The organism is Bifidobacterium phasiani, assembly GCF_019331775.1.
In the GTDB taxonomy this organism is placed as follows: domain Bacteria; phylum Actinomycetota; class Actinomycetes; order Actinomycetales; family Bifidobacteriaceae; genus Bifidobacterium; species Bifidobacterium phasiani.
Genome location: NZ_JAHBBD010000004.1, coordinates 117,412 through 138,032, shown reverse-complemented (window position 1 = coordinate 138,032; position 20,621 = coordinate 117,412). Strand labels below are relative to the sequence as shown.

Here is a 20,621-nt window from a genome sequence, read left to right as displayed (position 1 = left end):
GGGGCCTACGGCGCGGAAGGAGACCGCTCGTGAGCGAAATGGCCGCTGAAACCAAGGACCTCGGACTCAATCAGGACATCGCCAACGAAGGCGAGCCGACGGTCGTCGTGACCCGCCCCTCCCAGGGCGGCGACGCGCAGAGCGACTTCAAGCGCACCAGCCGCATGACGCTGTACGTGCGCCGCTTCCTGCGCCGCCCCTCCGCCGTGTTCGGCATGGTGATCTTCATCATCCTCGTGCTGTTCGCCCTGCTCGGCGACAAGATCAGCCCGTGGCGCTACGACGAGCCGGACTTCACCGCGCTCGCGCAGGCGCCGAGCGCCGACCACTGGCTCGGCACCACGATCGGCGGCTCCGACATGTACGCGATGATCGTGCGCGGCCTGGGCCGCTCGCTGCTCGTCGGCGTCATCTCCTCGGTGCTCATCATGATCATCTCCGCGCTGATCGGCACGACGATCGCCTTCTTCGAGGGCGTCGTCGAGAAGGTCGGCATGTGGCTGCTCGACATGCTGCTGGTCATCCCGTCCTTCCTGCTCGTCGCGATGATCGTGCGCTCCTCGTCGGGCACCTCCGGCTGGCTGTGGCTGACCATCGGCATCACGGCCTTCGGCTGGATCGGCTACGCCCGCGTGATCCGCACGCTGACGATGAGCCTGCGCGAGCTCGACTACATCCGCGCCGCCAAGTTCATGGGCGTCAGCTCGTTCCGCATCATCGTGCGCCACCTGGTGCCGAACCTCGGCTCGGTCCTGATCATCAACACCGTGCTCGGCGTGGTCAGCGCCGTCAACCAGGAGACCGCGCTGAGCTTCCTCGGCCTGGGCATCAAGGCCCCTGACACCTCGCTCGGCACGCTGCTGATGAACGGCCAGAGCTCGGTGCTCACCGCGCCGTGGATTCTGCTGTTCCCGTCCGCCGTGCTGATCCTGCTGACCTTCTCGGTGCAGCTGATCGGCGACGGCCTGCGCGACGCGATCGATCCCTATTCCCGTTCGGCCGGAAAGGCGGAGTGATGACTGACACGACGATGAACAACACGACGACCGCCGAGGACAAGCCGATCCTCGAGGTGCGCGACCTGCGCGTGAACTTCGCCTCCGAGGCCGGCACCGTGCGCGCCGTGCGCGGCGTGAACTTCGACCTGTACCGCGGCAAGACGCTCGGCATCGTGGGCGAGTCCGGCTCCGGCAAGTCCGTCACGTCGATGGCGATCATGGGCCTGCTGGACAAGAACGCCCATGTCGAGGGCTCGATCAGGTTCCGCGGCGATGAGCTGCTGACCAAGACCGACAAGGAGATGAGCGTCCTGCGCGGCGACCGCATCGCGATGGTCTTCCAGGACCCGCTCTCCGCCCTGACCCCGGTGTTCTCGATCGGCCAGCAGCTCGAGGAGGCCCTGGTCATCCACAACCCGAAGATGACCAAGGAGCAGATCGCCAAGCGCTCGATCGAGCTGCTCAAGCTGGTCGGCATCCCGAACGCCGAGGAGCGCCTCAAGGCCTATCCGCACCAGTTCTCCGGCGGCATGCGCCAGCGCGTGGTCATCGCCATGGCCATCGCCAACAACCCCGACGTCATCATCTGCGACGAGCCGACCACGGCCCTCGACGTGACGATCCAGGCCCAGGTGCTCGAGGTCCTGCAGCGCGCCCAGCAGGAGACCGGCGCCGCCGTCATCTTCATCACCCACGACCTCGGCGTCATCGCCGGCATCGCCGACGACATCATCGTGATGTACGCCGGCCGCCCGGTCGAGAAGGCCGACGTCGACACCGTGTTCTCGCAGCCGGTCATGCCCTACACGATGGGTCTGCTGGGCGCCGTGCCGCGCCCCGACCGCGCCAAGTCGAGCCGTCTGGTGCCGATCCCCGGCGCGCCGATGAACCTGGTGAACATGCCCAAGGGCTGCCCGTTCGCGCCGCGCTGCCCGCTGGCGACCGACGTGTGCCGCCAGAGCGAGCCCGATCTGCTGCCCGTCGAGGGCCGCGAGGGCCAGCTCGCCGCCTGCCACCGCGTCAGGGAGATCGTCGGCAAGGGGCTGACCTTCCGCGACATCTACTCGGTGGGCGAGTCCGTCACCTCGAAGTTCGCCGGCATCCCGCGCGAGGACCGCCAGGTCGTGCTCGACGTGAAGCATCTGAAGAAGACCTTCCCGCTGACCGCCGGCGGGTTCCTGCGCCGCAAGGTCGGCGAGGTCCACGCCGTCGACGACGTCACGCTCGACGTGCGCGAGGGCGAGACCGTCGCGCTGGTGGGCGAGTCCGGCTCCGGCAAGTCCACCACGCTGCTGGAGATCATGGAGTTCAAGCAGCCCGAGTCGGGCGAGATCTCCGTGCTCGGCCAGCGCGTCGAGAAGCGCATGAGCCGCGAGACCAGGCGCCAGCTGCACAGCAAGGTGCAGTACATCTTCCAGGACCCGATGAGCTCGCTCGATCCGCGTCTGCCGATCTACGACATCCTCGCCGAGCCGCTCAAGGTGCAGAAGATGTCCAAGGAGCAGATCAACGACCGCATCCGCGACCTGATGGCCCTGGTCGAGCTCAACCCCGACCAGGTCGACCGCTTCCCGACGCAGTTCTCGGGCGGCCAGCGCCAGCGCATCGCCATCGCGCGCGCCCTGGCGGTCAACCCCAAGCTCGTGCTGCTCGACGAGCCGGTCTCCGCGCTCGACGTCTCGATCCAGGCCGGCGTCATCAACCTGCTCGAGGACCTGCAGAACAAGCTGGGCGTGGCCTACCTGTTCGTGGCCCACAACCTGTCGGTCATCCGCCACATCTCGAACCGCATCGCGGTGATGTACCTCGGCCGCATCGTCGAGATCGGCAGCAACCACGACGTGTTCGAGACGCCGCTGCACCCGTACACCGAGGCGCTGCTGAGCGCCGTGCCGGTGCCGGACCCGAAGATCGAGCGCACCCGCCAGCGCATCGTGCTGCAGGGCGAGCTGCCCAGCCCGTCGGAGAGCTTCAGCGGCTGCCCGTTCGCGAGCCGCTGCCCGAAGTTCTCGACGCTGAGCAAGGAGCAGCAGGCGCGCTGCCTGGGCGAGGCCCCCGTGCTGGAGGTCAAGTCCGGCTCGGCCGACCACCTCGCCGCCTGCCACTTCGCCTGACGGCGCGCCGGACCGCGGCCGCGGTCCGCATGCCCGGACCATGAGAGCGGGCCTCCCGACATCGACGGGAGGCCCGCTCTCGTCGTTCGGCGGGGCGTGCGCGGCCGCCCGGCCCTCCAGGCTGCGCAGCGCGCGCTGCTATAGCACGGTTTGCTGAAAGTATCCTGAAGTTTTCTGCCGCATGTCCACAAGATGAACCACGAACTTGCTTCGAAGTTCGTTTCCGTTACCATCGAGAATGTTTCAGTGTCGCAAGACACATTCGAGACGAGAGGAACAAAGTGAAAACTCGCAAGACCATGATCGCGGTGACCGCCGCGTTCGCCGCGTGCATCCTGGCTCTGTCGGGCTGCGGCGGCAACAACGCGAACACCGATGACACCACCACCGACTACGTGCAGCCGGACGACGGCGTCCCGTCGAGCTACCAGGGCACCCTGCCGACCCCGGTCGCCGGCGAGCGCAACGACAACCCGACCGAGCGCGACGACATCCAGGACGGCGGCACGCTGACCCAGGACATCTCCGAGATCGGCCCGAACTGGAACATGAACAGCACCGACGGCAACACCGCCTACATGGGCGAGCTGTGGGCCTGGTACCAGCCGCATCTGTGGGACTACAGCGTCGGCGGCGAGGCCACGCCGAACCCGGACTACCTGACCAACGTCGAGGTCACCAGCGAGGATCCGCTGGTCGTGACCTACGACATCAACGAGAAGGCCGTCTGGAACGACGGCACGCCGATCGACTGGACCGCCTTCCAGGCCACCTGGACCTGCCTGAACGGCAAGGACGACCGTTACAACCCGCCGCAGACCATGGGCTATGAGAACATCGCCTCGGTCGAGCAGGGCGAGACCGCCAAGCAGGTCGTCGTCACCTTCGAGACTCCGTTCTATCCGTACCAGTACCTGTTCCAGAACCTGGTGAACCCGAACTCGGTCGATCCGGACGTGTTCACCCAGGGCTGGGTCAACGATCCGCACACCGAGTGGGCGGCCGGCCCGTACACCATCGATTCCTTCGACGACACGCAGGTCACCTTCGTGCGCAACGAGAACTGGTGGGGCAACCCGGGCAAGCTGGACAAGGTCATCTTCAAGCAGATGTCCGACTCCGCCGCCATCAACGCCTTCCAGAACGGCGAGATCGACGCCATCGGCGGCCGCGCCTCGGGCGGCGGCGCCTCCTCGGCCGATCGTCTGAAGATCGTCCGCGGCATGGACGGCGTCCAGCTGCGCATCGGCTACAGCATGCAGACCAACGTCTTCACCTACAACGGCACCGCCGGCGCCCTGCAGGACATCAACGTGCGCAAGGCCATCAGCCAGGGCTTCGACTACGACACCTGGATCTCGATCGCCTACCAGGGCGTGGACTGGAACCCGGAGCGTCCGGGCTCCGAGATCCTGCAGCCGTTCCAGGAGGGCTACGAGAACAACCTGCCGGAGGACGTGCAGGAGCTCGACGTCGAGGGCGCCAAGAAGACCCTCGAGGACGCCGGCTACACGATGGGCGACGAGTACTACGAGAAGGACGGCGAGACGCTGCACATCACCTACACCTACTTCGGTGACAGCGCCACCCAGACCGCCATGGCGAACGCCTACCAGCAGATGATGAAGAACATCGGCGTCGAGTGCGAGATCATCAACCTCGACAACTCGAAGTTCTCCGAGACCGTGACCAGCGGCTCCTACGAGGTGCTGCCGATGGGCTGGTCCGCCTCCGATCCGTTCGGCTACAGCTCCTCCGGCTTCCAGCTGTACGGCTCCGACTCCTCCTCGAACTTCACCTACGTCGGCTCCGACGAGGTCGACCAGCTGTGGAGCATCCCGGGCACGCTCGAGGACGTCTCCGCCGCGACCGAGGCCGCGAATAAGGCCGAGCAGGCGTCGCTGGAGCTGTACGGCACCATCCCGGTGTCGACCCCGCCGATCTACATGGCCGTCAAGGAGGGCCTGGCCAACTACGGCCCGTCCGGCTTCCTGCAGATCACGCTGCACCGCGAGGACATCGGCTGGGAGAAGACCGCCGAGTGAGTCCGGCACGGCACGCCGCATGATGCGGCGATGACCTGAGAACGAGGGCCCGCACGATTCCGTTGGGATCGTGCGGGCCCTCGGCGTATATATGCGATATGCGGCGCATCGTCCCGCATGATGCGCGATGGTGTTTGCCGTATGTCCGCTGTATAGCGGCTGAATGTTCGCTGTATGGACACCGAATGTCCGGCATATGCGAGAGGCGGGCGGCCGTCGCCCGCCGCGGGCGCATCCGGACTCCCCGTGGCGCCGCGGAGTTGCCGACGGTGGTCATATCGTCCACATTGTGAACATTTGCGTTCGGCGAACGAGATTGGAGGAATCCCCGAAATTTCGCGGGTTCCTTCCCCGTCCGTTAACGCGCCCGAAACACAACCGTCGATTTCGGGGGGGGGGCTTGCGTTTTCGGCCGCTACATTGTTGGGCAACGGTCGACGGTCCTCCCGCGACCTCCGCGTCTGTCGCATCGGGGGTGGGGTACGGGCCGCGCATCGTCCGTGCGGCGCCCCCGCGGGCGCGGCGGAACCAGCATTCCCATCACGAGAGGAAGAACCTATGAAGATGCGTAAGGCAACCTGGCTGATCGCAGCTATGGCCGCGCTGTCCATGTCCCTGGCGGGCTGCGGCTCCGGGGGCGACGGCTCCGGTTCCGCGGAGGGCGACTACGTGCAGCCGCAGGACGGCGTCCCGTCGAGCTACGAGGGCACGCTGCCGACCCCGGACGCCTCGAAGCAGTACAACAACCCGCTGGATCGCGACGACATCCAGGACGGCGGCACGCTGACGCTGGCCACCACCGAGGTCGGCCCGAACTGGAACGCCAACAGCACCGACGGCAACACCGTGTACATGTCGGAGTTCTGGTCGTTCTACCAGCCGCACCTGTGGGACTACAGCTTCGACGGCCAGGCCACGCCGAACCCCGACTTCCTGACCGACGTCGAGCTGACCAGCGAGGATCCGATGGTCGTGACCTACGACATCAACCCGGACGCCAAGTGGAACGACGGCACCGACATCGACTACACCGCCTTCCAGGCCACGTGGAACGCGCTCAACGGCCAGGACCCGGCCTACAACCCGCCGATGACCACCGGTTACGACCAGATCGCCTCGGTCGAGCAGGGCGACAGCCCCAAGCAGGTCGTCGTGACGTTCTCGACGCCGTTCTACCCGTACACCGGCCTGTTCAACCTGCTGGTGAACCCGAACGCCGCCGACGCCGACACCTTCACCCAGGGCTGGGTCAACGACCCGCACAACGAGTGGGCGGCCGGCCCGTTCGTCGTCGACTCCTTCGACGACTCGCAGGTCACCTTCACGCCGAACCCGAACTGGTGGGGCGACGCGCCGAAGCTCGACAAGGTCGTGTTCAAGCAGATGGAGGATTCCGCCTCCCTCAACGCCTTCCAGAACGGCGAGATCGACGCCACCAGCGCCTCGACCGCCGACCGTCTGCAGACCGTGCGTTCGATGGACGATGTGCAGATCCGCATCGGCTACACCAAGACCACCGACGTGCTCACCTACAACACCACGGCCGATTCGCTGTCCGACATCGCGGTGCGCAAGGCCATCACGCAGGGCTTCGACCAGCAGACCTGGTCCGACATCCGCTACCAGGGCCTGGACTACGAGTCCCCGCAGCCAGGCTCCGAGTGCATGCTGATCTTCCAGGACGGCTATGAGAACAACATGCCCGAGGACTCGACCTACAGCGTCGACAACGCCAAGCAGACCCTCGAGGACGCCGGCTACGTGATGGGCGACGACGGCTACTACGCCAAGGACGGCACGACGGTGAAGATCACCTACACCTACTTCGGCGATTCCGCGACCAACACCGCCCTGGCGAACGCCTATCAGAAGATGATGAAGGACATCGGCGTGGACTGCGAGATCGTCAACCTCGACAGCTCGAAGTTCTCCGACACGCTGACCTCCAAGTCCTACGAGGTGCTGGGCATGGGCTGGTCCGCCTCCGACCCGTACGGCTACTCGACCTCCGGCTACCAGCTGTACGGCTCCGACTCCGATTCGAACTTCACGTTCATCGGCACCGAGGAGATCGACGCGATGCTGCGCAAGCCGTCGACCATCGCCGACGCCGACGAGGCGATCGCCGCGTTCAACGACGCCGAGAAGGCCGCGTTCGAGCTCTACGGCACGATCCCGACCGATGTGCCGCCGGCCTACATCGCGGTGAAGAAGGGCCTGGCCAACTTCGGCCCCGCCGGCTTCGCGAACTGCAACAACGGCATCTGGCACACCGAGAACATCGGCTGGCAGAAGGAGGCCTGACCTTCGGGCGGCCTGACATGATTTGGGGTGCCGCGTACCGGCGGCACCCCGCCCGCATGGGGTCTGGATCGTTCATCTCTCTCGTCTCGCGATCCAGACCTCACCTTATATGTCCGTGACGGGCAACACGCGGATGGCCCCGCGGCGAACATCTCGCCGCGGGGCCATCCGCGTGTCGTCATGCCGGCCGCCGTGGCGCCCGGCGCCGCGCTCAGCGGCAGGGCCGGGTCAGCGGCTCCCACGGGTCGAGCGTGACCGGCTCGGCCTCGGTCAGCGCCAGCGTCTCGGCGTCGAGGACGTCCTTGCGCACGACGATCTCGGTGACGAACTGGTCGAACCATGCGCCGGAGGCGACGTAGTAGCCGTCCTCGCCGTTGTCCTTGCCCCAGCTGTTCTCCACCTTCCAGCGGTCGGGCGTGCCGTCCGGCGCGATGTTCACGCCGGTGAAGGTCATCGCGTGGTTGCTCGGCCGGTCGCCGTACTCCAGGCCGTCGGCCTTGTCGAACGTGAACTCGGTGCCGAACAGCTGGTCGACGCGCACGGTGTCGCGGTCGAAGTAGCCGTCCTGGCGCAGCGAGAACTGCATGCAGTCGCAGGCGAACCAGATCGGATGCCCGGCGGCGAGCTGGTCGACGGCCGCCTTGCGGAACGTCTCCAGCGGCACGTTGACGAACTCCATCGGGCCGGCCTCCTTGACGTTCTCGGTGTAGGCGATCCGGTAGCGGCGGCCGAAGGGGGTGCGGGCCATCGGCGCGTTGCACAGCGTCACGAAGTCGTTGACGTCGACCGGCACGTACTTGCGGTAGAACTCCTGCGGGGTGATGCCGTACTCGCGGATCTGCGGGCGGTCGTCCCGGCCGGTCTTCGGCGCGTCCGCGGCCTTGCCGTCGCCGTCCTTGCCCTCCGCCTTGCCGTCGGTCTTGCCGTCGTCCTTGGTGCGCGCCAGGAAGTCGAAGCTCGCCGGCGGCTCGCCGAGGGCGATCGCGCAGATGCGGTACACCGTGGACATCTCCTCGACCTTGAGCGCGCGCAGCTCGTCGGGCGTGGCGCCCTCGGCGTGGCGGCGGCGCATGTCGGCGGCGAACTCGCGCAGCTTGGTGTTGAGGTACTGCTCGAACGCGGTCGAGTTGCGCGAGTTCGCGGACTCGGGGTACGCGCTCTTGGGCACCAGGCCGTACTTGTTCACCAGGGCCACGAACATCTGCCACCATCCGCCGTCGCCGACCGGGTTGGCGTTGATCTCCTGGAACAGGCGGCCGTCGGTCGGCTCGTCGAGCGTCTCCAGCACGTTCTCCAGATAGGTGTTCGCCTTCTCGAACTTGTCCCAGAAGAACAGGTAGGTCTCCGAGAACTCGAAGTCCTCCAGGTCCCAACGGTGCATCAGCTCGTAGCGCAGCGTGTTGAGCGCGGCAAACATCCAGCAGCGGCCGGACTGGCGCTGGTTGGTGATCGAGCCCTGCTTGAGGTCGATCGAGAAGTCGCGCGGCAGCGCGCGCATGCCCCTGTAGTCGGTCGCCGCCTGCAGGATGCCGTTCGCCACCGAGGCGTTGGCGGCCACGAGGTTCGCGCGGTCCGCGTTGAACGCCGCGGAGTAGCGGCTCGCCATGTCGGCGGTCATCGCCTGGGGTGCAGGTTCCGTCATATGTCCCTCCTTCGTGCCGGTTTCGCGTCCGGGCCGTCCCGTCGGCTCGTCCTGCGCCGTCGTCGGCGCGGCCCGTCGTCGGCGCGGCCCGTCGTCGCGGGCGCGCATCGCCCGCATGCCAAGGCGCCATTGTACCCCGTGCGCGGGCGTTTCCCGGCGCGGAACGCGGGGGCCGCTTCCGGCCGTGTCCGGCGTATGCGGCCGTGTCCCCGTCCGTCGTGGCGTTCCGCCGATCGCGGCGCCGTCCCCCGGTCCGCCGCCGGAGGCCGGGGAGGCTGCTAAGGTTCGGGGTATGACGATCACGATCACGACATCCAACGTCAACGGCATCCGCGCGGCACGGCGCAAGGGGATCGCCGCATGGGCCGGGGCGAACACCCCGGACGTGTGGTGCATGCAGGAGGTGCGCGCCCCGCAGGAGGAGATCGACCCGATCTTCGACGAGTTCGCCGCCGGCTACCAGGCCGCCGGCAGGATCGCGGACCGCGGCGGCCTGACCGCGATCAACGAGGTGTGCCGCGTCAAGGGGCGCGCCGGCGTCGGGCTGCTGTCCGACCTGCCGGTGCTCGAACGGCGCTACGGCCTGCCCGGCCTGGGCGAGGACGTCGACTCCGGGCGCTGGATCGAGGCCGACGTGCGCACGCCGCAGGGCTACGTCGTCACCGTCGCGTGCGTGTACGTGCACGCCGGCAACAGCGACGACCCGGTCAAGATGGCGCAGAAGTACCGCTTCCTCGACACGATGCTGGAACGCCTCGGCCGGCTGCGCGACGAGGCCGCGTCCGGCGGCAGGCAGGCGGTGCTGTGCGGCGACTTCAACATCGCGCACACGCCGCTGGACATCAAGAACGCCAAGGCCAACGTCAAGCACGCCGGGTTCCTGCCCGAGGAGCGCGCCTACGTGGACCGCTGGCTGGACGAATACGAGTTCGTCGACGTGATGCGCGACCTGGCCGGCGACATCCAGGGCCCGTACACCTGGTGGAGCCAGCGCGGCCGGGCGTTCGACAACAACGTCGGCTGGCGCCTGGACTACCAGTTCGCCACCCCGGAGCTGGCGCAGACCGCGCGGGGCTTCGTCATCGACAAGGCCCCGACCTATGACGCCCGCTGGTCCGACCATGCGCCCCTGACCATCACCTACGACGTGTGAGGGCGGCCCGGGCCGGTCGCTTCGGGCGGGTTCCGCGGACTTCGATGGTTGGTCCGCGGGGAACGGCCCCATCCCAAGGTTCGCCGCGGACCAACCCCCGAACCCTGCGCAAGAGGTCGGCGTGTCGCCCTCGGTCCTCGCCCGGCGAGGATTCAGCTGGCATTCAGGTTGGGGTGGCAGCCGGGTGCTAGGCTGGTGAGCGTTGCACACGGACGGACTTCGTCGATCGACTAAGGAGTGTCATGGGACTGTTTGGATTCGGCAGGAAGAAGCGCGAGGCCAAGGAAGCCGAGGAAGCCGCGAAGGCCGAGGAGACCGCCGCCGAGGTCGAGACCGGGGCCGATGCGGACGAGGGGCGGGAAAGCGCCGCGCCCGCGTTCCCGCCGGAGGCGTCGACGAGCTACGAGGGCCGCGGCGAGGTCTACGGCCCGTGGGACGTGGACGACGAGCAGGTCCCGGACTATGACGAGTACCTCGACCTGGGCTCCTACTATCTGCCGTTCCTGCTGGGCGTCCAGTTGAGGATCAAGGCGAACCGCAAGACCCGCCAGGTGCTGGGCGCCACGATCACCTTCGGCGCCTCCAGCCTGGAGATCGAGGCCTTCGCCGCCCCGAAGACAATGGGCCTGTGGGACGACATGCGCGCCGACATGCTGGCCGCCAACGAAAAGGCCACCGAGAAGCCCGGCGTGTTCGGCTCCGAGGTCATGCTGCCTGTCACGATCAAGGGCGGGCGCACTGTCATGACCCGCATCGTCGGCGTGGACGGCCCGCGCTGGATGCTGCGCGGCGTGTTCTCCGGCCGCGCCGCCGTCGCCTCCGGCCCCGAGACCGACGCGCTCAACAAATTCTTCTCCGACATCGTCGTCGAGCGCGGCGAGGAGCCGCTCGCCCCGCGCGACCTGATCCCGATGCACGCGCCGGTCACCCCGAAGCAGCGCCGCGCCGCCGAGGCCGCCGAGCAGGACGATGCCGAATCCGCGGCCGCGGACCTGCCGGGCAAGCCGAAGGGGCCGTTCGACTCCGACCAGCAGACCCAGGTCGAGACCACGCTGTCGCGCGGCCCGATGTTCTCCGAAGTCCGCTGAGTCGGGACGGGTCGTCGCCCCTCATGAGCGAGCAGAGCGGTAAGCGCACGGGACTGGCGTCGCTGGCGGGAGCCGGCGACGACGCCGACTTTTCCGTCATCGACGCGATCGGCGGCCCGCGCGGCGTCGTGGAGTCGATGCTGCCCGGCGTCGTGTTCGTCGTGCTGTTCGTGGCCACCAGCGACCTCGAGCTGACCGTGGTCGTCTCCGCCGTGCTGGCCGTGCTGCAGGTGGTCGTCCGCCTGCTGCAGCGCCAGTCGGTGATGGGCGCGCTCAGCGGCATGGTCGCGGTCGCCATCTGCCTGGTCTGGGCGTGGCAGAGCCACGAGGCCCGCAACTACTACATGTTCGGGTTCCTGACCAACGCGTTCTACATCGTGCTGCTCGGCGTCTCGCTGATCGTCCGCGTGCCGGGGCTCGGCCTGGCGGTCGAGTTCATCCGCACGCTGCCCACCGAGCATCTGCGCGCGTGGCTCGACGACTGGACGGGGGACCGGCCCCTGAAGCGCGCCTACACGATCGTCACCGCGCTGTGGATCGGCGTGTTCGCGCTGCGCCTGGCCGTGCAGGTCCCGCTGTACCTGACCAACCACGTCGCCCTGCTCGGCACCGCGCGCCTGCTGATGGGCATCCCGTTCTGGGCGCTCGCCATCTGGGTGTCGTATCTGATCATCGCCACGCCGATGCACCGCCACAAGGCGGTGCGCGCCGCGCAGGACCGGCCGGGCGCCGCGCCGTCGCCCGAGCCGCCGTCGCAAGGAGCATGACATGGAATCCGTGATCCGCATCGAGCGCTACGCCGACCAGGGACGCTGCGTGGGCCACATCGACGGCCGCGTCGTGTTCGTCCGGTTCGCGCTGCCCGGCGAGCTCGTGCGCGTCGCGCTCGACGAGCCGCACGACCGCGACGAACGCTTCTGGACCGGCGAGGTCGCCGAGGTGCTGGAGCCGAGCGACGACCGCGTCGCCCCGCCGTGGCCGCTGGCCGGCCCGCTGGCCATGGGCGGCGGCGTCGGCGGCGCCGACCTCGTCCACGTCTCCCTGCCCGGGCAGCTGCGGTGGAAGGCCATCACGATCGGCGAGCAGATGAGCCGCCTGGGCCACGTCGAACTCGACGAGGTGCCGATCGAGCGCATGCCGCAGGACCTGGAGACCGGCGGGCTGCACTGGCGCACCCGCATCGAGATGATCGCCGACGACGACGGCCGTCCGTCGATGCGCCGGCGCGGCACGCACGTCCGCGTGCCGATCGACACGATGCCGCTGGCCAGCCGCGCGCTGCTCGACGCCGCCGACGCCTGCCGCGTCTGGGACGGCGGGTTCGAGCCCGGCGCGCAGATCCGCATCGCCGCGCCCGAACCGCGCGGTGGCGCGGACGGACCGTCGGACAATTACGCGGTGCTGGTCGACGGCCGGCTGCGCGACGGCTCGCAGCGGCTCGACGAGACCGTGGGCGTCGGCGGTCTGGAGTTCCGCTACACGGTCGACGCCGACGGCTTCTGGCAGGTGCACCGGCAGGCGCCGGTCGCATTGGCGAACCATGTGCTGGATACGGTCCGCGGCGCGCTCGACGGCGCCGCGTCGGCGGTGGTCTGGGACCTGTACTCCGGCTCGGGGCTGTTCACGCTGCCGCTGGCCACGCTGGCCGCGGACCGCGTGCGCATGCTCAGCGTCGAGGGCGGCCGGATGGCGGTGCGCAGCGCCCAGCGCAACCTGCGGGCGATGGGGCTGTCGGACGTGGACGCGCGCTGCGGCGACGTCGCCGCCACGCTGGCGCATGTGCCCAACGACCTCGCCAGGCCGGACGTGATCGTGCTCGACCCGCCGCGCGCCGGCGCCCGGGCCAAGGTGTGCCGCGCGATGGCCGCCACCGGCGCCGGGGCGATCGTGTACATCGCCTGCGACCCGACCAGCCTGGCCCGCGACGTCGGCACGCTGCGCGGCCTGGGCTACCGGCTCGACGCCATCCGCGCCTTCGACATCTACCCGATGACCCACCACGTCGAGACGGTGGCGCTGCTGACAAGGTCCGGGGACTAGCCCCTGCGGCGACGTCCCGCACGGCTATCATGGAAGCCATGACCTCGCTGATCCGCCGTTCCGTCGCCGCGCTGTGCTGCGCGGCCGCGTGCGTCGGGCTCGCCGGCTGCACGCCGCCGGGCCGGGCGGTGGGGGACACGCAGGACCGGGACGCGCCGGTCGCCTTCGACGGGCTCGACCGCGGCGACGTGGTGATCGGGTACGTCGGCTCCGACCTGACGGCCATGGATTCGCTGATGCTGGACGCCTTCGCCTCGGCCGGACTCAAGGCCGTCTATGTGCCCTGCGCGTCGAACGACGACCCCGCGGCCGCCGCGCAGGGAGGCGTCGAGGACATGGCCTTCCGGCAGGTGTCGATCATCATGGTCGCCCGGCTCGACGCGGGCGGCGATGCGGCGGGCTGGGACGACGCGCTGTCCGAGGCGCGCCGGGCCGGCATCCCCGTGGTGCTGCTCGACCCGCTGGCCGCGCCGGACGACGACACGCTGTTCGCGGCCACGTTCACCGTCAACGACCGGGCCGCGGACGCGACGGCGATCGACGACGCGGTGATGACGGTGATCGACGACAGGCCGCACGAACGCGAGATGATGGTCACCACGTTCGTCGACGGCGCGGGCTGACCGGGCGTGGCGCCGGGGCGATCGGCGGCGGCCGCGATGTCGTCCCCGCGGCCGATGGCGCCGGGCGACCCTTCGGGGAAAAATCAGGGGTAGATATGTACCTACCCCCGGGCGGATAGCCAATAATGGAAGACAGAGACGAATCCGCCGAACGACCTGAGAGGAACCCATGACCGATTCCGCACCATCCGCGCCCGTTCCGTCGATGCCCGACGTCGCATGGAAGGGGCTGTCGTCGTCCGAAGTGGCCGAACGCGTCGAGGCCGGGCAGTCCAACCTGGTCAAGGACTCGACGTCGCGCTCGCTGGCGGAGATCATCCGTTCGAACGTGTTCACGCTGTTCAACGGCATCATCCTCGCCGCGATGGTCCTGGTGCTGATCACCGGCTCGTGGCGCGACGCGGTGTTCGGCTTCGTCATCATCATCAACACCGGCATCGGCATCGTGACCGAGCTCAAGGCCAAGCGTACGCTGGACCGGCTGTCGATCCTCGTCGCCTCGGACTTCCTGGTCCGGCGCGACGGGCGCGACGTGGAGGTCCCGCACAACGAGATCGTGCTCGGCGACGTGATGTGGATCCGCTCCGGCGAGCAGGTGCCGGCCGACGCGCAGGTGCTGCGCAGCTGGGGGCTGGAGCTGGACGAGTCGATGCTCACCGGCGAGTCGCGGACCGTGCGCAAGGGCGAGGGGGACCGCATCTACTCGGGCTCCACCGCGGTGTCCGGCATGGCGCTGGTGCAGGTCGACGCCGTCGGCGAGCACAGCTACGCGGCCACGCTGACCGCGCAGGCCAAGGTCTACAAGAAGACCGTCTCCGATCTGAACAAGGGCATCAACACGATCCTGAAGTTCATGACCTTCCTGGTCGTGCCGCTGTGCCTCCTGCTGACCTGGTCGCAGATCCGCACGGTGGGCGGGTGGCAGGCGGCCATCGCCACCGGCGAGTGGCGGCAGACGGTCGTCTCGGCCGTCGCCGGCGTGGTCGGCATGATCCCCGAGGGCCTGGTGCTGCTCACCTCGCTGAACTTCGCGCTCGCCGCCATCAGGCTCGCCCGCAGGAACACGCTGGTCCAGGAGCTCGAATCGGTGGAGACGCTCGCGCGCGTCGACTGCCTGAACCTCGACAAGACCGGCACGATCACCGACGGCGGCATCGCCTTCGACCGCCTCATCATGCTGGACGGCGCGCCGCACGCGGCCGCGCCGGACGAGCAGGCGACGCTGCAGGCGCTGTACGACCTGGCGTACGAGGAGCAGCCCAACGGCACCGGACGCGCGATCCTCGAGGCGTTGGGGGAGCAGGGGTACGCGCCCGCCGGCATCGATGTGCGCATCCCGTTCTCGTCGGCCCGCAAATGGAGCGCGGTCGGCTATCCGGAACAGGGGGTCGGCATCGTCGGGGCGGCGATGTCCGGCGGGGGGTCGTCGGCGTTCACGGTGCCCGGCGGCATTTGGTACATGGGCGCCCCCGAGGTCATCCTCGCGGCGCTGGACGGCGACCACGCCGACGTGCTCGAGCAGGTCAACCGCTGCGCGGCGGACGGGGAGCGCGTGCTGCTGGTCGCGCACTGCCCGGACACGCGGCACGTCGACGGCGACTGGTCCTGGTTCGAGTCCGACCCGCGGCTGCTGGCCTCCGCCCGCCCCGTCGCGCTGGTGCTGTGCTCCGAACGCGTGCGCGCGGACGCCGAGGAGACGCTGGCGTGGTTCCGTGACCAGGGCGTGCGCTGCCGCGTCATCTCCGGCGACAACCCGGTCACCGTCGGCGCGATCGCCGCCCGGGTGCGGCTGACCGGGGACCGCCGCCCGGTGGCGATGGACGCCCGCGAGCTGCCCGAGGACATCGGCGAGCTGGCCCGCGTGCTCGAGGGCGTCGACGTGCTGGGGCGCGTGCTGCCCGACCAGAAGAAGGCCATCGTCCAGGCGCTGCACGCCGGCGACCATGTCGTGGCGATGACCGGCGACGGCGTCAACGACGCCCTGGCCATCAAGGAGGCCGACCTGGGCATCGCGATGGGCAACGCCGCGCCGGCCACCAAGGCCGTGGCGCAGGTGGTGCTCGTCGACTCGAAGTTCTCGCATCTGCCGGACGTCGTGGCGCGGGGCCGCCAGGTCATGGCCAACATGGAGCGCGTCGCCAGCCTGTTCCTGGTCAAGACCGTGTACTCCGCGCTGATCTCGCTCGGCGTGGTGCTCTCGCAGATCCCCTATCCGTACCTGCCGCGGCACATCACCTACATCGGCGCGCTGACCATCGGCGCCCCGGCGTTCATCCTCGCGCTCGCGCCGAACACCCGGCGCTACATGCCCGGCTTCCTCAGGCGCGTCGTGCGCTTCGCGCTGCCCGGCGGCGTGGCCACCGGCCTGTCGGTGCTGTTCGCCGCATGGCTCCTGCCCGGCATCATGGGCTGGGACATCGCCGACTCCGACGCCGACCTGGCGTCGCTGCGCGCCACATGCGCGATCATCCTGTTCACGATGGGCGTGTTCGTGCTCGCCCGCGTCGCCACGCCGCTGAACTCGTGGCGCGGCGCCCTGGTCGCTTTCTTCGCGGCGGCCGGCGTCGCCGGCATGTTCATCCCGTTCGTCGCCTCGTTCTTCGCGCTGCAGGTGCCCACGGGGCGCACGCTGACCGCCACGTTGATCGCGCTGGGCATGTCCGCCGTCATCTTCGCACTGTGCCTGGCCGTCGTGCCGCACGTCTGGCGCTGGGCCGAGGACCGTGTGCACGCGCGCCGCCGGTCGTGAGGCCGCGGATTGTCTCACATGACAAGCCGACACGCCAGAGCCGATGAGACGAACCTGTAACGTGGGCGTCGGATACTGGTCAGTGGTGCCATCGCACGGCACCGTCTACATGTCCGGGAGGAATTCATGTCTGTACGCGATGACCAACTGTCGACGCTCAACGTTGCCGGTAAGGAATACGACTACTATCGCATCGCCGATCTCGACGGCATCGATCATCTGCCCTACTCGCTCAAGGCGCTGGTCGAGAACCTGGTGCGCAACATCGACGGCGCCAACATCACCGACGGGCACGTCCGGGCGCTGCTCGACTGGGACCCGGACGCCGAGCCGAGCCGCGAGATCCAGTTCACCCCCAGCCGCGTGGTGATGCAGGACTTCACCGGCGTGCCCTGCGTCGTCGACCTCGCCACGATGCGCGACGCGGTCCGCCAGCTCGGCGGCGACCCGCAGGTCATCAACCCCCAGGTGCAGTCCGACATGGTCATCGACCACTCGGTGCAGATCGACCGCTACGGCGTGCCCGACGCCATCGAGCGCAACATGGACATCGAGTACCGGCGCAACCGCGAACGCTACCAGTTCCTGCGCTGGGGCCAGCAGGCGTTCCGCAACTTCCGCGTCGTGCCGCCGGGGACCGGCATCATCCACCAGGTCAACATCGAGTACCTCGCCCAGGTCGTCATGCACGGCGCATCGGGGCTGGGCGACGGCCGCGAGCTGGCCTACCTCGACTCCTGCGTGGGCACCGACTCGCACACCACCACCGTCAACGGCCTGGGCGTGCTTGGCTGGGGCGTCGGCGGCATCGAGGCCGAGGCCGCGATGCTCGGCCAGCCGATCTCGATGCTGGTGCCGCGCGTCGTCGGCTTCAAGCTCACCGGGTCGATCCCCGAGGGCGTCACCGCCACCGACGTGGTGCTCACCATCACCGACATGCTGCGCAGGCACGGCGTGGTCGGCAAGTTCGTCGAGTTCTACGGCGAGGGCATCGCCTCGGTGCCGCTGGCCAACCGCGCCACCATCGGCAACATGGGCCCCGAGTTCGGTTCGACCTGCGGCATCTTCCCGATCGACGACGTCACGCTCGACTACCTGCGCCTGACCGGCCGCTCCGAGGAGCAGGTCGCGCTGGTCGAGGCCTACGCCAAGGCCAACAAGCTGTGGGGCGACACGACGGCGCCCGGCTACGTCGAACCCACGTACTCCGAATACCTGGAGCTGGACCTGGGCGCCGTGGTGCCCTCCATCGCCGGGCCGAAGCGCCCGCAGGACCGCATCGAGCTGAGCGCGGCCAAGCAGGCGTTCGAGGCCGCGGCACCCGCCTACCGCACCGAGCGGACCGCCGAGGAGCCGGTCGCCGTGAGCACCGACTTCCGCGGCGACTTCGAGCTGACCAACGGCGACGTGGCCATCGCCTCGATCACCAGCTGCACCAACACCTCCAACCCCTCGGTCATGATCGCGGCCGGCCTGCTCGCCCGCAACGCCGTCGCCAAGGGCCTGAAGCCCAAGCCGTGGGTCAAGACCTCGCTGGCCCCGGGCTCGCAGGTCGTCACCGACTACCTCAAGGCCGCCGGCCTGCAGGACGACCTCGACGCGCTCGGCTACCAGCTCGTCGGCTACGGCTGCGCGACCTGCATCGGCAACTCCGGGCCGCTGCTGCCGGAGATCTCCGAGGCCATCAACGCCAACGACCTGACCGTGACCGCGGTGCTGTCGGGCAACCGCAACTTCGAGGGGCGCATCAGCCCGGACGTCAAGATGAACTACCTGGCCTCCCCGCCGCTGGTCATCGCCTATGCGCTCGCCGGCACGATGGACTTCGACTTCGCCGCCCAGCCGCTCGGCCGGGACCGCGACGGCAACGACGTGTTCCTCAAGGACATCTGGCCGACCAACGCCGAGGTCGAGGCCATGGTCGACGGCACGGTCAGCCGCGAGATGTTCCTCAAGGACTACGCCTCCGTGTTCGACGGCGACGAGCGCTGGCGCGGGCTCGACGTGCCCGAAGGCGACCTGTTCGCCTGGGACGAGGCCTCGACGTACGTGCGCCGCCAGACCTTCTTCGACGGCATGGGCGCCGACCCCGAGCCGGTCGCCGACATCCACGGCGCCCGCGTGCTCGCGCTGCTCGGCGACTCGGTGACCACCGACCACATCTCGCCGGCCGGCGCGTTCAAGGCCGACAGCCCCGCCGGCCGCTACCTGACCGAGCACGGCGTCGAGCCGAAGGACTTCAACTCGTACGGCTCGCGCCGCGGCAACCACGAGGTGATGGTCCGCGGCACGTTCGGCAACATCCGCCTGCGCAACCAGCTGCTCGCCTCGGTGGGCCGCGAGGTCACGCCCGGCGGCTACACCTACGACTTCCTGACGGGCGAGGAGACCACGATCTACGAGGCGTCCTGCGACTACCGCGCGCACAATGTGCCGTTGGTCGTGCTCGCCGGCAAGGAGTACGGCACCGGATCCTCGCGCGACTGGGCAGCCAAGGGCACGATGATGCTCGGCGTCAGGGCCGTCATCACCGAAAGCTTCGAGCGCATCCACCGCTCGAACCTCATCGGCATGGGCGTGCTCCCGCTGCAGTTCCCGGCCGGCGAATCGTATGCATCTCTGGGGCTGGACGGCACCGAGACCTACGACATCGAGGGCATCGAGGCGCTCAACGCCGGCGAGACCCCGAAGAGCGTCAAGGTCACCGCCACCCGCGCCGACGGCACCGCGGTGAGCTTCGACGCGGTCGTGCGCATCGACACCCCCGGCGAGGCGGACTACTACCGCAACGGCGGCATCCTGCAGTACGTGCTGCGCAACCTGATGAAGCGCTGACGTCCGGGTGGCCGGCGCCGGCCGACCATGCCCGGACCGCTCCCCGGGGCAACGGCCTATCGGGGGCGGGCTGTTGAGGTGCCCGCAGAGTTCGCTATATACTCTGCGGGCATCGGCGTCATCGGGCCCCTATCCGCGGACCATCCCCCGAACCCCGCGGAGCCCTTCGGCGTGTCCCGGCCCGGGCCGCACCCGTCCGGTCCACGTGCGATGATGCGGTACCACAGGGAGGAGGGTGCGATGATGCGGATCGCGATCGTGGACAACGCCCCGGCCTGCCAGGAGCGTCTGACCGGCCTGTGCCGGCGGTACGGCGAGGAGCACGGCGAATCGTTCGACATCACCGTCTTCGACGACGGCGACGCCTTCGTGTCCGGGTACGTCCCCGAATGGGACGTCGTCATCGTCGATGTCGACCCGGATGACGTCGACGGCATCGGCGTGATGCGCCGCGTCCGCGCCATGGACGACGCCGTCGAGGCGGTGCTGGTGTCGATGAGCGACGAATACGCCGCCGAAGGCTATACGGTCGCCGCCGCGTCCTACATCCTCAAGCCGCCGTCCTACGAGACGTTCTCCCGCAGCCTCGACCGGTGCATCCATGCATCCCGCGGCCATGCGCGCCGCAGCGTCACCGTGGTGACCGGCGGGCATGAGCGTCGCATACGCCTGGACGAGATCATCTACGTCGATTCGGTGCGCCACCGCACCGTCGTGCACACGATGCTGGGGAACTTCCAGATCGTCTGCTCGATCGTCCGCTTCGAGGACCTGCTCAACGAGCTCGACCACAGCTTCGCCCGCGCCAACTCGGGCTATCTCGTCAATCTCGCGCACGTCATCGCCATCGACGGGCACGACGCGGCGATGTCGAACGGCGACCGCCTGCCCATCAGCCGTCCGCGGCGCACCGAGTTCCGCCGGCGGTTCTCCGAATACCTCGCGCCGGGCGCCGCGGCCTGACGCCGCGGACCATCCGCCACGCCCCGCCGCCCGGCCGTCGCAGATTTTGTCGGGCACGCGACAGAAC

13 protein-coding genes are annotated in these 20,621 nt (G+C 68.8%); 12 read left to right on the top strand and 1 reads right to left on the bottom strand.

Features of this window, described 5'->3' with window-relative positions; translation table 11 throughout:
* Positions 1-38 precede the first annotated feature (38 nt).
* The 4 genes from KIH73_RS03060 to KIH73_RS03045 all read left to right on the top strand — a co-directional run bounded on the left by KIH73_RS03060 (position 39) and on the right by KIH73_RS03045 (position 7,461).
* The gene (locus tag KIH73_RS03060) at positions 39-1,016 is read left to right on the top strand and encodes an ABC transporter permease (protein ID WP_219080437.1); all 978 of its coding nucleotides are present in this window, start codon (positions 39-41) and stop codon (positions 1,014-1,016) included.
* Complete coding sequence (locus KIH73_RS03055) at positions 1,016-3,112, top strand: dipeptide ABC transporter ATP-binding protein (RefSeq protein ID WP_219080405.1); 2,097 nt, start codon at positions 1,016-1,018, stop codon at positions 3,110-3,112. The genes KIH73_RS03060 and KIH73_RS03055 overlap by 1 nt, the downstream gene beginning before the upstream one ends.
* A 281-nt stretch (positions 3,113-3,393) precedes the next feature.
* The gene (locus KIH73_RS03050) at positions 3,394-5,157 is read left to right on the top strand and encodes an ABC transporter family substrate-binding protein (protein ID WP_338023940.1); all 1,764 of its coding nucleotides are present in this window, start codon (positions 3,394-3,396) and stop codon (positions 5,155-5,157) included.
* A gap of 558 nt (positions 5,158-5,715) precedes the next feature.
* A complete protein-coding gene (locus tag KIH73_RS03045) occupies positions 5,716-7,461 on the top strand; it encodes an ABC transporter family substrate-binding protein (protein ID WP_219080404.1) in 1,746 nt (581 codons plus the stop codon).
* 211 nt (positions 7,462-7,672) lie between these two features.
* Here the strand turns inward: KIH73_RS03045 and KIH73_RS03040 are convergent, their stop codons facing one another.
* Positions 7,673-9,103, bottom strand: a complete 1,431-nt coding sequence (locus tag KIH73_RS03040; RefSeq protein WP_219080403.1) for a C1 family peptidase — start codon at positions 9,101-9,103, stop codon at positions 7,673-7,675.
* Between the two features lie 292 nt (positions 9,104-9,395).
* Here KIH73_RS03040 and KIH73_RS03035 point away from each other — a divergent pair, with 292 nt between their 5' ends.
* The 8 genes from KIH73_RS03035 (at position 9,396) to KIH73_RS03000 (ending at position 20,554) form a co-directional block, all read left to right on the top strand.
* Positions 9,396-10,256 carry an exodeoxyribonuclease III gene (locus KIH73_RS03035; protein WP_219080402.1) on the top strand — a complete coding sequence of 287 codons (861 nt, stop codon included), beginning with the start codon at positions 9,396-9,398 and terminating at the stop codon, positions 10,254-10,256.
* 242 nt (positions 10,257-10,498) lie between these two features.
* Complete coding sequence (locus KIH73_RS03030) at positions 10,499-11,344, top strand: DUF3710 domain-containing protein (RefSeq protein ID WP_219080401.1); 846 nt, start codon at positions 10,499-10,501, stop codon at positions 11,342-11,344.
* A gap of 23 nt (positions 11,345-11,367) precedes the next feature.
* The gene (locus KIH73_RS03025; protein ID WP_219080400.1) at positions 11,368-12,111 is read left to right on the top strand and encodes a DUF3159 domain-containing protein; all 744 of its coding nucleotides are present in this window, start codon (positions 11,368-11,370) and stop codon (positions 12,109-12,111) included.
* Position 12,112: 1 nt separating this feature from the next.
* Positions 12,113-13,384: a class I SAM-dependent RNA methyltransferase gene (locus KIH73_RS03020; RefSeq protein WP_219080398.1), complete on the top strand. Its 1,272-nt coding sequence runs from the start codon at positions 12,113-12,115 to the stop codon at positions 13,382-13,384.
* A 38-nt stretch (positions 13,385-13,422) separates the two neighbouring features.
* Positions 13,423-14,007, top strand: a complete 585-nt coding sequence (locus tag KIH73_RS03015) for a type 1 periplasmic-binding domain-containing protein (RefSeq protein WP_219080396.1) — start codon at positions 13,423-13,425, stop codon at positions 14,005-14,007.
* A gap of 205 nt (positions 14,008-14,212) precedes the next feature.
* Positions 14,213-16,756 (top strand): cation-translocating P-type ATPase, encoded by a 2,544-nt coding sequence (locus KIH73_RS03010; RefSeq protein ID WP_219080432.1) that lies wholly within the window; start codon positions 14,213-14,215, stop codon positions 16,754-16,756.
* Between the two features lie 126 nt (positions 16,757-16,882).
* Positions 16,883-19,591, top strand: coding sequence for an aconitate hydratase AcnA (gene acnA, locus KIH73_RS03005; protein WP_219080394.1), 2,709 nt, complete (start codon positions 16,883-16,885; stop codon positions 19,589-19,591).
* Between the two features lie 240 nt (positions 19,592-19,831).
* Positions 19,832-20,554 carry a LytR/AlgR family response regulator transcription factor gene (locus KIH73_RS03000; protein ID WP_219080392.1) on the top strand — a complete coding sequence of 241 codons (723 nt, stop codon included), beginning with the start codon at positions 19,832-19,834 and terminating at the stop codon, positions 20,552-20,554.
* Positions 20,555-20,621 lie beyond the last annotated feature (67 nt).